General features: G+C 63.0%; 15 protein-coding genes. 4 read left to right on the top strand and 11 right to left on the bottom strand.

From position 1 onward, the window contains the following. Positions 1–226 precede the first annotated feature (226 nt). Entirely contained in the window at positions 227–991 is a 765-nt protein-coding gene (locus tag BRA62_RS02755; protein ID WP_292364602.1) for a sulfide-dependent adenosine diphosphate thiazole synthase, read from the top strand. Between the two features lie 43 nt (positions 992–1,034). Next, positions 1,035–1,685, top strand: coding sequence for a putative phosphothreonine lyase domain-containg protein (locus BRA62_RS02750; RefSeq protein ID WP_292364601.1), 651 nt, complete (start codon positions 1,035–1,037; stop codon positions 1,683–1,685). A 77-nt stretch (positions 1,686–1,762) separates the two neighbouring features. On the opposite strand, the gene BRA62_RS02745 is transcribed toward BRA62_RS02750, so the two are convergent. The 10 genes from BRA62_RS02745 to BRA62_RS02700 form a co-directional block, all read right to left on the bottom strand. Beyond that, a complete protein-coding gene (locus BRA62_RS02745; RefSeq protein ID WP_292364600.1) occupies positions 1,763–1,909 on the bottom strand; it encodes a 50S ribosomal protein L40e in 147 nt (48 codons plus the stop codon). Positions 1,910–1,937: 28 nt separating this feature from the next. After that, positions 1,938–2,516: an RdgB/HAM1 family non-canonical purine NTP pyrophosphatase gene (gene rdgB, locus BRA62_RS02740; RefSeq protein WP_292364599.1), complete on the bottom strand. Its 579-nt coding sequence runs from the start codon at positions 2,514–2,516 to the stop codon at positions 1,938–1,940. Continuing rightward, on the bottom strand, positions 2,513–4,096 hold the full coding sequence (locus BRA62_RS02735; protein WP_292364598.1) for a bifunctional N(6)-L-threonylcarbamoyladenine synthase/serine/threonine protein kinase: 1,584 nt from the start codon (positions 4,094–4,096) through the stop codon (positions 2,513–2,515). The genes rdgB and BRA62_RS02735 overlap by 4 nt, the downstream gene beginning before the upstream one ends. Positions 4,097–4,181: 85 nt before the next feature. Next, positions 4,182–4,337, bottom strand: a complete 156-nt coding sequence (locus BRA62_RS02730) for a 30S ribosomal protein S27ae (protein ID WP_214020931.1) — start codon at positions 4,335–4,337, stop codon at positions 4,182–4,184. 5 nt (positions 4,338–4,342) lie between these two features. Further along, a complete protein-coding gene (locus BRA62_RS02725) occupies positions 4,343–4,636 on the bottom strand; it encodes a 30S ribosomal protein S24e (protein WP_292364597.1) in 294 nt (97 codons plus the stop codon). Positions 4,637–4,712: 76 nt separating this feature from the next. Continuing rightward, complete coding sequence (locus tag BRA62_RS02720; RefSeq protein ID WP_292364596.1) at positions 4,713–5,198, bottom strand: GTP-dependent dephospho-CoA kinase family protein; 486 nt, start codon at positions 5,196–5,198, stop codon at positions 4,713–4,715. Then, positions 5,198–5,398, bottom strand: coding sequence for a transcription elongation factor subunit Spt4 (gene spt4 / locus BRA62_RS02715; RefSeq protein ID WP_214020934.1), 201 nt, complete (start codon positions 5,396–5,398; stop codon positions 5,198–5,200). Before spt4 ends, BRA62_RS02720 begins: the two co-directional genes overlap by 1 nt. A 1-nt stretch (position 5,399) precedes the next feature. Further along, complete coding sequence (locus tag BRA62_RS02710; protein WP_292364595.1) at positions 5,400–5,969, bottom strand: DNA-directed RNA polymerase; 570 nt, start codon at positions 5,967–5,969, stop codon at positions 5,400–5,402. Between the two features lie 6 nt (positions 5,970–5,975). Next, entirely contained in the window at positions 5,976–6,356 is a 381-nt protein-coding gene (locus BRA62_RS02705; protein WP_292364594.1) for a PIN domain-containing protein, read from the bottom strand. Continuing rightward, positions 6,353–7,588, bottom strand: coding sequence for a translation initiation factor IF-2 subunit gamma (locus BRA62_RS02700; protein WP_292364593.1), 1,236 nt, complete (start codon positions 7,586–7,588; stop codon positions 6,353–6,355). Before BRA62_RS02700 ends, BRA62_RS02705 begins: the two co-directional genes overlap by 4 nt. A 211-nt stretch (positions 7,589–7,799) precedes the next feature. Here BRA62_RS02700 and nikR point away from each other — a divergent pair, with 211 nt between their 5' ends. Continuing rightward, complete coding sequence (nikR, locus tag BRA62_RS02695; RefSeq protein ID WP_292364592.1) at positions 7,800–8,222, top strand: nickel-responsive transcriptional regulator NikR; 423 nt, start codon at positions 7,800–7,802, stop codon at positions 8,220–8,222. Here the strand turns inward: nikR and BRA62_RS02690 are convergent. Next, positions 8,219–8,509, bottom strand: a complete 291-nt coding sequence (locus tag BRA62_RS02690) for a DUF2098 domain-containing protein (RefSeq protein ID WP_292364591.1) — start codon at positions 8,507–8,509, stop codon at positions 8,219–8,221. The two genes, nikR and BRA62_RS02690, sit on opposite strands and share 4 nt — an antisense overlap. A gap of 56 nt (positions 8,510–8,565) precedes the next feature. Between BRA62_RS02690 and BRA62_RS02685 the strand changes: the two genes are divergently transcribed. Further along, positions 8,566–9,741: a YcaO-related McrA-glycine thioamidation protein gene (locus tag BRA62_RS02685; RefSeq protein ID WP_292364590.1), complete on the top strand. Its 1,176-nt coding sequence runs from the start codon at positions 8,566–8,568 to the stop codon at positions 9,739–9,741. Positions 9,742–9,993 lie beyond the last annotated feature (252 nt).

Here is a 9,993-nt window from a genome sequence, read left to right as displayed (position 1 = left end):
TGCCCAGGAAGATCAGGTAGACTATGAGGAGCAGGAACGACGTGAGAAACATCCTCATAGTGAGACCGAAGTCGCGCGTCCACTTCATAGTACAAATAATATTGTGCCGGATCGCTATTAAGGTCTATGCCACTCTCTCCGGTTGCTTCCGTTTGAACCGTCATCCGGTGCATTTCCGCCGTGCGCCAGTGTCCTTATCACTCTCCGGCGCTATAGATAAGAATCGATGACGCTGAACGAAGTGACCATCAGCAGGGCCATTCTCGAGGAGCAGCACCGGGCGCTCATCGACCACCTCGAGATGGACGCCGCCGTCATCGGCGGGGGACCCTCGGGGCTCGCCTGCGCCGCGCTCCTCGGAGAGAAGGGTGTTAAGTGCGCACTCATCGAGAAGAAGCTCAGCATCGGCGGCGGCATGTGGGGCGGCGGGATGATGTTTCCGCGGATCGTCGTCCAGGAAGAGGCACGCCGGCTCCTCGACCGGTTCGGTATCGCCTACCGGGAGTTCGAGGAGGGCTACTACGTCGCGAAATCGGTCGAAGCGGTCGCGAAGCTCACCGCAGCCGCCTGCGACGCCGGCGTCGAGTTCTTCAACCTCACCACCGTCGAGGACGTCATGATCCGGGGCGACGGCAGGGTCGGCGGCCTCGTCATCAACTGGACGCCGGTCGACATGGCCGGGCTGCACGTCGACCCGCTCACCGTGGCCTGCACCTGCACGGTCGACGCAACCGGCCACGACGCCATGATCGCCCGGATGATCGAGAAGAAAGGCGACAACCTCCGGGTGAAGGGCGAGAGTTTCATGTGGGCCGAGCGTGCCGAGACCCGGATCCTCGAACACACAAAAGAAGTCTTCCCCGGCCTCTTTGTCACCGGGATGGCGGCGAACGCCGTTGCCGGGGAGTGCCGTATGGGGCCGATCTTCGGGGGGATGCTGCTTTCCGGAGAGCGGGCCGCAGAGCTTGTTGCAGAAAGACTTGGCCGGTAACACTTCAAAATTCTTTTTACTCCCCCGGCGGTTACCATTAGGTATGAAAGAGATCGATCCGGAGTCCCTGGCCGAGGTCGCGTACGGGATCTTTGAGATCTACCTCAACCGCGAGATCCGTCTCCGCGGCCCGTACCTGTTCGAACTTGTCGAGCAGGGAGCTGATTTCGAGGCCGACGCCCGCGAGATCTTCGGGCGGTTCGAGGAAGACTACCCGGACCTCGCAAAAGCCCTCCTCAGCCGGTTCGGCGGGATCGATGCGATCTACGCACCCCTGAGAGGGGGTGAAGGAGTCCTCCCCTCGAAGACGACCCGGATGTACTGGATCGTCCAGGACGCCCCCGGCCCCTCGGGGAGGGGCCTCGACGATGATCGGGTGGGGAAATGGCTCATATTCGTCGCCGCGGATGAGGTGGACGAGGCGTGGCGGAAGATCCGGGACGAAACGGTGAAGGGAACCCTCGGGATATCCGCGAAGGTCAGCACCGCCAAACCAAACCCGGACTCGCGCGACGAGCGGTCGGTCATCTACGTCTACACCCGGGACTGGGCGGACGAAGCGGACGTGATGCGGGTTCGCGAACGGCTCCGCGAACTTGGGTTCGAGGAGCGGATCGGCTACAAGCGAAACATCGAGACCTACCGGGGCGAGTACAGCGAAGAGGGCCGAAAAGTTACCTATTACAGCGCCTGAATGACGGGGTGCTCCCGCTCACCCATAACCTGCGCAAAAAAGAGTATGCCGGAACCGCCTCTGCGCGGCCGGGTGCGTTACGCCTTCCGTTCCCTGGACTTGGCCCGGAGCTCGTCCGAGCCGCATTTGCGGCAGCGGGTCGCGCGGATTGCGTTCCGGGCGTTGCATTTCATACAGACCTTTACGTTGAGCAGACGCGCTTCAGCTTCAGGAAATCTTGCCATGTCGAAAACACCACTTGTCAGTTTTGTACTATTCGTTCTTGCTACTATTAACAGTTCTGCCGGCTGTGCCCTCCCGCTCGACCCAGGCGCGGAAGGCCTCGAGCGCCCGCGCCCGATGAGAGATCTTGCTCTTCTCGGCAAGCGGCATCTCGGCGAGCGTCTGCCCGGCATGCTCGAAGATCGGGTCGTAGCCGAACCCGCCCTCCCCCCGGGGGGCGACGATCGTCCCCGGGAGGATTCCCCGGAAGATCCTGATGCCGTCCTCGCGGGCGAACGCGATAGCCGTCTCGAAGTGCGCGCCCCTGTCCTCGACACCCTCCATGAGTTTCAGGATTCCTGCGTTCCCGATGGTGTCGTGGACGTAAGCGGCGTACGGCCCGGGGAACCCCCGGAGCGCGTCGATAAAGAGGCCGGTGTCGTCGACGATAAGCGGACGGGAGATCGCCTGGTAGGCGAACTCCGCCTTCGCCCGGGCAATCTCCCCGACGTCGTCGTTGCGGAACTCCGGGCATGCGAGCGCGACGTGCTCGACTTCCAGCACTCCCATAAAGTAGGCGGCCACCTCCCGCGCCTTGTTGGCGTTGCTCGTCACCACCGCGAGGTTCACAGGTAGCGCCCCCGCAGCTCGACCTCGTGCTCCCGGGCAAGGGCTTCGTCCGCCCCGGAAAACACGCCCGTGTAACCCTCGACGAAGGCCTCCTTCAGTTCCTCGAAGTTCTCCGTCGTGCTCTCGAGCGTCTGGAAGAAGACGTGGAGGTCGACCCCGCGGCTCTCGACCTCCGAGGACGTCGACGCAAGCCCGAAGTCTATCAAGACGCACTGGCCGTCGCGGACGATCATGTTGCTCGTCGTCAGGTCGCCGTGGACGATCCCCGTCCCGTGCAGCCTCCCGACCGCCTCGCCCGCGAGCCGGATCGTCTCCGGCGCGGAGACGTACTTCAGCACCTCGCCGTGAACCCGCTCCATGACGATCGTGTCTGCGGTGATATCCCGGATCACCGGGGTGGGGACGCCCGCCCGCCGCGCCGTTGCGATCAGGCGGGCCTCCGCCCGGGTCCGCTCCGCGATCAGCCGCCGATCGAGGCGTGGGTTGCGGTAGCGCTTGCTCGTCCGGCGCTTGACCACGTTCTCCTCCCCGATCTCCACGACCGCCTCCGCTCCCCGGGCAACGCCGCCCTCGTGCGGCCCGACAGAAAAGACCTCGCCGGGCTCCGTCCGCCAGGCGACCTCCACCTCGTCGGCCCGGTAGCCCGGCCGGATCTGCGACTCCTCGAGGGGGAGCACGACGCCGTGCTCCAGCATGATCTTGCCCGTGTAGGCGATCATCGCGCCGTTGTCGCCGAGGTATGTCCGCTCGGGAACAGCGAACGCCGCTCCCCGGTCCTCGCACATCGCCCTGAGCATCTCCTGCAGCCGCCCGTTCGCGCCGACCCCGCCGACCAGCAGTACCTCGTCCTTGCCGGCATGCGCGAGCGCCCGCTCCGTCACCTCGACGCACATCGCGAACGCCGTCTCCTGCAGACCGGAGCAGACGTCCTCGAGCGGCGCGTTGTTCTCCTGGGCGGCGCTTACGAGCCCCGAGAACGCGAGATCCATCCCCTTCACCGTGTAGGGGAGTTCGACGTAGTCGCCCTCGCGCGCAAGCCTCTCGATGGCGGGCCCGCCCGGGTGCGGGAGGTCGTGGCTCCGGGCGAACTTGTCGAGCGCGTTCCCGAGGCCGATATCCAGCGTCTCCCCGAATATCCTGTAGCGGCCGTTCAGGTAGCCGAGCACCTGCGTGTTCGCGCCGCTCGCGTACAGGACGATCGGGTCGGAAAATCCGGTCGCCCACCTCCCGATCTCGACGTGCGCCACGCAGTGGTTGACGCCGACGAGCGGCACACCGAGGGCGATCGAGAGGGCGCGTGCGGCGGTCGCCACCGTCCGGAGGGACGGCCCGAGCCCGGGCCCCTGGGAGAAGGCGACGGCCCTGATCCGCTCCGGCTCCGCGAGCACCCGGGAGACGACCTCCTTCATCACCGACGCGTGGTGCTGCGCGGCCTCCCGGGGATGGATCCCTCCTTTCGGCGGGACGTACGGCGAAGAATGGAGAGCGACCAGATCTTCCCCGAAGAGGGCGGCGCTGAGGTTCCACGCGGTTCCCTCGAGACCCAGCACCAGACCGTCGTCGGGTATTACATCCGGCATAAAACAGGTATCGCTCCGTTCGTTCCGTTATAAAAAGACCGGCCGCGAACCGTGGCCGCGGCCGTATTGGTATCCGGGTGAGGACCTACTTCCGGAACTCGGTGTAGCCGCACTTGCCGCAGGCCACGCGGTCCTTGTGCTCGGCCATCAGGACACCGGGGCCGCACCGGGGGCAGTGCCGCTTCTGGAGAACCGCCGCATCGCCCTTGACTTCGTAGCACTCGTATCTCTTGACCGCCATACTCTTCACGCCTCGCTCTCAGCCTTCGGCTCGCCGCGTTTGAGCAGGTACTCCCGCTCGGTCGCCTTCTTGCTCTCCTCGTCGTCGTAGATCCGGGCACGGCCGAGAAGTTCCATCTTCCCGAACCGGGTCCTCTCAAGGTCCAGCACGAGGAGGTTTTCATCCTTGTTCTGCAGCGCGGCGAGCTTCTCCTGAATGCTCTTGCGCGAAGGCGTCGGTCCGTCGAAAGTGAGAGTAAACGAAAGCTCTCTCCTGTTCAACAACTCGTTCCTCACATCACGGGTAATTTCGAAGTCCATCGATATCCCTAAAATATTGTTGGGGGGTTTATTTATACTCTGGGATGGAGTGCGGGAACGGGTTTCGCCACGTCCTTCACTCGCGCACGAAAACGTTCAGCATAGACGCGGCCTCCTGCTTCGCCGATGCATCAACGAGCCGGAGGACGACTCCCTCCCCCGGCTGGCCGTAAAGGACGGCAGCACCCGGTGGCGCGGCGAGGACGAGCGGGATGACCGCGAGATCCTCCTCGCCCTCGACGAAGATAACGGCGGGTTGACCCCGGACCGCCTCATCGATTGCGTCCGCAAGTTCGTCGGTGATCGTGCCGGGAGGGTTCTTCGCCGTCAGCCTTCTCGCCCGGAGCAGGGGCGAACGGTTGCAGGGCGTGCGCATCGTGTAACCGTCGATGATGGCGATATCCGGGACGACTCCCGCGGCGAGGAGGTTGTGGGTCACCACGTCGCCGACCGCGTAGACCGCCCGGCCTTCGAGCCGGGCGAGGAGTTCGCCGATACTCCCGTAGAGATTACCGAACGGTTTTTTGAAGAGATCCCGGTGCGCTTCGGGTAACCGGAACATCAACGGACCTTCAGCGCGTACCGTCCGGCCATGGTGATGTTCATCTTCTTCGCGATCTCCGAATGCTCGGGATCGATGATCACGACGTAGCCCGCCCAGTCTTCGCTCAGGTTGGTCGTGCCGCAGATCACGCAGCTCTCTCCTTCCACGACCCGGTGGCACTCGCGGCAGACCCTGACCACCTTCTTACGCACGACCATGTTATGCCGCTCCCTTCCTCTTCTCTTCTTCGAGTTCCTCTTCCAGCCAGGTCAAAGTTCCAAGGCCCGACTGCCGCATGGTGAGGCCGATCTTGCTTTCTCTGGGCTCACGCTCGTTCAGCGAAAGCGCGACGATCCGGGCCCGGATGCCGTCGCCGACGGCGATGGACCGCTTCGAGTCCTGGCAGATCAGCCTGCCGTTCTTCTCGTCGTAGTTGATATATTCGTCCGATATCTGGCTCACGTGGAGCATGGCGTCGATGGGTCCGAGGCTGACGAAGGCGCCGAAACTCGTCGTCTCCACCACCTCGCCCTCGATCACTTCCTGGAGCGCCAGGCGGAGCACCGCCGCCTCGAACCTGACATCGTAGTAGACGGCGCCGTCGCCGGGGATCAACTCCCCCTCGCCGACGGTGAGAATGTTTGTGACCGCAATGAAGATGCCGATCTCCTTTGCGATGCTGCCTTCAAGCTGTTCCTGCAGTACGTTGAGGATGACCTTCTCCAGGTCTTCCCCGAGACGGTGCGGCGGGACGCGCACCTTGTCCTCCAGCGTCATTTTATAATACATTTTCAACTATCCCCTCATCAGCTCCAATGTTCTCTCTCTTCGCATCGAAACGACGTCGATCCCCTCGTCGAGGAGAGCATTCCTGAGTTCCCGGTCATTCGTCACCACGGTGCATCCTTCCCGTCGGGCATACTCGATCACCCGGTCGTCCACACGTTCTGCGGTACTCCCGCTCGGCACGATCTTCGAGCGCCGGGCCATTGCTAGACCCACACGCGCGGCAACGGCATCGCGGCCGCGGCCACGGGCGAGCCCCGAGACCTCGCCAACCACCTCTTCGAGCGTTATCGGCTCGAAGTCCCCGAAGAGGGCCATGAGTTCGTCGTACAGGTCTATCCCGAACTGGGCCGGCATTAAGAGGGCGTTCGTGTCGAGGAGCACCCTCACTCGACCAGAATCCCCATGCCGATCAGCCGCCATCGCCCGCCGACCTGCCTGCTGATAGCGATCCGCGCGCCGACTTCCGCGCAGACCGCCCGCTTCAGCTGGACCTCCACCTGGTTCTTCTTCGTGTTCACGATCACGCCGACGGTGACGGCGGTCCCGACCGAGAGCATCAGCGGCTCCTTGTGCTTCAAGGGCTCGATGATCTGCTCGCTGTCCGCGCCGACCACCCGGTCCATGAGCGTGACGTCGAACTTCAGCCGTTCCCAGACCGGCGGCAGTTTCCCCACGAGCCCGGCCACCTGCCCGGCAAAAGCGTCGCTCTTCGTCAGTGCCGGATCGAGTTTCGTCGCGACGCCGAGGAGACCCCCGGGCGACGCCTCGGTCACACCGATCTTACCGGCGTTGATGGAGGTGATCTTCGTCTCGATCGGCTCCCACTTCGTCCGGTTCTCGATCTGAACCTGTCGGCCGGGCCGGATCTCGATATCGTCCCCCTCGTGCAGGACTCCCCGGATGAGCGAGCCCCCGATGACGCCGCCCTTCACGTCCCGCCAGCTGCAGCCGGGTTTGTTGACGTCGAACGACCGTGCGACGAGCAGCAACGGGTCGATATCCGGGTTGCGTTCGGGCTCCGGGATGACCTCATCGAGGGTCTGGATCAGGGCACCGATATTGACTCCCTTCTGTGCGGAAACGGGGATGATGGGTGCGTTTTCGGCAATGGTGCCCTTGATGAACCGCTTGATCTGCTTGTAGTGCTCGAGCGCCTCGGCCTGGGTGACCACATCGATCTTGTTCTGGACGATGACGATCTTCTTGATGCCGATCAGCTCGAGCGCCATCAGGTGCTCCTTGGTCTGGGGCTGCGGGCAGGCCTCGTTTGCAGCGATAACGAGCATCGCACCGTCCATCAGTGCGGAACCGGAAAGCATCGTCGCCATCAGCGTCTCGTGGCCGGGGGCGTCGACGAACGAGACCGTTCGGAACGGGACCGCCTCTCCTCCGCATTTCGGGCATTCAGGATGGGAGGAATAGGCCTCCGTCCCCTCGCACCCCTCACATTTGTAAAAAGTCGTATCGGCGTAACCAAGCCGGATGGAGATGCCGCGCTTGATCTCCTCGCTGTGCCTGTCCGTCCAGGTACCGGTCAGCGCGCTGACCAGGGTGGTCTTGCCGTGATCGACATGACCAACGAGCCCAATATTGACACCGGGAATGAATGCATCTCGCAAAAGTTTTCGAACCTCCTTATCCAATATATAGTGACACTACTTATACATAATCAGTAGGGATTACTTTGCCGTTTCCTGCCGCGCTTTTATACTGCGTGCCGGGTGATCTCTCGTTTGCCGCCACCCGTTCGGCATACGAAGTATGAATAATACTCTGGTTATTAGCGAATATTTATACCCCATGAAGAGAGATATGGAAACTGATCGCAATATGTCAGGTGATACCGAACTTTCACGTATCGGGATCTCTCTACCCAAGAACCTTCTCGACAAATTCGACGAGATCCTGAGCCTCCGGGGATATTCCTCCCGATCCGAAGGAATACGGGATTCAATACGAAGCTACATCACTCATTACCAGTGGATCTCCGATGTAAAAGGCGAGCGTCAGGGCGTCATCACAATGGTCTACGACCATGACCGGCGGGGACTGCTCCAGACGCTCACCGAGATACAGCACCAGTATGCCCACAATATCCAGGCATCCCTTCATTCACACGTAACTCAGAACAAGTGCCTCGAGGTGATCCTGATCCGGGGGGACGGGGCCGTACTGAAGGATATTACCGAGAGGCTGATGGCACAGAAGGGTGTCGAGGCGGTGAAACTCACCACCATACCGGTCGAGGGTTAACCGCCGCCCTCGCAGCTCTGGTCGATCCCCTTCTCCCAAACCTCTTCGAGCTGCTTCTGGAGCTCTGTGTGCTCTTTTAGGTATTCCTCGAGAGAACGGTCCTCTCTCTCCGCGTTTCCGGCCGCTTTGTCGGCGCCGATGAGCTCGTCCACCCGGTAGTAGAGTCCGGTGCTGTCGAGCTCGGCATACTTCCAGCCGTCGATCTCCTCGACCCGCACGACCTTCCCCGTCGTGCCGGTGCGCGGGTACCGGACGACTGCGCCCACCGCCACATCATCCGTGCTCATAACACGGTAGGGTACATCTGCCATACTATTAAGGTATCACCTCCAAGGTACTTTGAATGCCAATCACGATTCGTCCGGTAGAGAAGCTGTATTTTGACGGGACGCACCGCTCCCGGTCTCCGGAGGAGACCCGGGCCGCCGTGGAACCGTTGATGACGGAGATCGGCGTTACCGAGATTGTCGACGTCACTCCCCTGGACCGGGTCGGGATCCCGGTCTTTGCGGCGGTTCGGCCGGGAGCGGCCCGGGGAGCGGTTCGAGTCCACGCGGGAAAGGGAAAGGAGCCGGTCCACGCCCGGGTATCGGCGATGATGGAGGCGCTCGAGCGTTACTGTGCCGAGTACCGGGGCGACCGGATGGAGTATGCGACTTACGAGGAGATCGGCCCGGGACGGGCGGTGTATCCCGAAGACCTGTTCCTGCCGCGCAAGCTCGAGCAGGGGGAGAAGATCCACTGGACGCCGGCGTGGGATATCCTGAACGACGAGGAGATCTTTGTCCCGAGCAACGCCGTTTTCCACCCCTACGACTCGCTCGGCATGGCAATACCCCTTTTTAGGAGCGACTCGAACGGGCTGGCATCGGGAAACGTCATGGAGGAGGCGATCCTGCACGCCCTCTTTGAGGTGATCGAGCGGGACGCGCTCAGCGCTGCCGACCAAAACCGCGACCTCGGCCGCCGCCTCGCCATCGAGAAGGAGTGCGCCGCCCGCGAGGTCCTCGACCGGTTCGAAGAGAACGGGATCGATATCCGCCTCTGGCTGCTCGAGGGAAAGACCGGCATCCCCACGGTCGCGGCCGCCGCGGACGACACCGTCACGAAGGACCCGGCAATGCTCGTCATCGGGTCGGGGACGCACCTCTGCCCCGAGATCGCAGCGCTCCGCGCCCTGACCGAGGTCGCCCAGAGCCGGGGAAGTTACCTCCAGGGCGGCCGCAACGACCCCCAGCGGGAGAGGATCCTTCGAAAGGCGGGATACGAGCGGCTGAAGCGGATCAACCGGATGTGGTTTGCCGACGCAGATGCCGTCGATATCGCCGATGTCCCCGACGCGAGCACCAGGCGGTTCGACCTCGATATCCGGCGGGTGCTCGAGGAGGTCGCTCCCCATACGGACCGGGTCTGTGTCTACGACCTCTCACGGACGGCGGTGCCGGTGGTGCGGGTCATTATCCCCGGGTTCGAGATATCCTACATGGACCCCGACCGGAAGCGACCTGCGCAGGGGTGAGGCTCTCCAGGCGGCCGAACTCTTCGCGTTCTTCGCGGCTTCGCGTGAGTCAACGGCGTACTGGAGTGATGCAGTCTCACGCGAAGCCGCGAAGGGAGCTTGCCAGCGCTTAACACCTGGACCTCGGGCCTTGTTGAACCCTCCCTGCTTTGCCCCAGATGGTCGCAATCAGGGGGTACTCAGGGGCACGGCTTTCCACCGGGTATCGCCATGACTGCCCCCGCCCTGGGGCGGGGGAGGAGGCCGGAGGCC

Origin of the sequence: Methanoculleus sp. UBA208 (assembly GCF_002498065.1) — an archaeon.
Lineage (GTDB): Archaea > Halobacteriota > Methanomicrobia > Methanomicrobiales > Methanoculleaceae > Methanoculleus.
The sequence above is the reverse complement of the archived record's forward strand: the minus strand, read 5'-3'. Positions and strand labels throughout refer to the sequence as shown.

Excerpts from the sequence above, each read along its gene's own strand:
- spt4 (WP_214020934.1), bottom strand. The coding sequence starts at position 5,398 with ATGGTCGTGCGTAAGAAGGTGGTCAGGGTCTGCCGCGAGTGCCACCGG.
- nikR (WP_292364592.1), top strand. The coding sequence starts at position 7,800 with ATGTCAGGTGATACCGAACTTTCACGTATCGGGATCTCTCTACCCAAG.
- BRA62_RS02745 (WP_292364600.1), bottom strand. The coding sequence starts at position 1,909 with ATGGCAAGATTTCCTGAAGCTGAAGCGCGTCTGCTCAACGTAAAGGTC.
- BRA62_RS02750 (WP_292364601.1), top strand. The coding sequence starts at position 1,035 with ATGAAAGAGATCGATCCGGAGTCCCTGGCCGAGGTCGCGTACGGGATC.
- BRA62_RS02755 (WP_292364602.1), top strand. The coding sequence starts at position 227 with ATGACGCTGAACGAAGTGACCATCAGCAGGGCCATTCTCGAGGAGCAG.
- BRA62_RS02725 (WP_292364597.1), bottom strand. The coding sequence starts at position 4,636 with ATGGACTTCGAAATTACCCGTGATGTGAGGAACGAGTTGTTGAACAGG.
- BRA62_RS02720 (WP_292364596.1), bottom strand. The coding sequence starts at position 5,198 with ATGTTCCGGTTACCCGAAGCGCACCGGGATCTCTTCAAAAAACCGTTC.
- BRA62_RS02685 (WP_292364590.1), top strand. The coding sequence starts at position 8,566 with ATGCCAATCACGATTCGTCCGGTAGAGAAGCTGTATTTTGACGGGACG.
- BRA62_RS02690 (WP_292364591.1), bottom strand. The coding sequence starts at position 8,509 with ATGAGCACGGATGATGTGGCGGTGGGCGCAGTCGTCCGGTACCCGCGC.
- BRA62_RS02735 (WP_292364598.1), bottom strand. The coding sequence starts at position 4,096 with ATGCCGGATGTAATACCCGACGACGGTCTGGTGCTGGGTCTCGAGGGA.
- BRA62_RS02730 (WP_214020931.1), bottom strand. The coding sequence starts at position 4,337 with ATGGCGGTCAAGAGATACGAGTGCTACGAAGTCAAGGGCGATGCGGCG.
- BRA62_RS02710 (WP_292364595.1), bottom strand. The coding sequence starts at position 5,969 with ATGTATTATAAAATGACGCTGGAGGACAAGGTGCGCGTCCCGCCGCAC.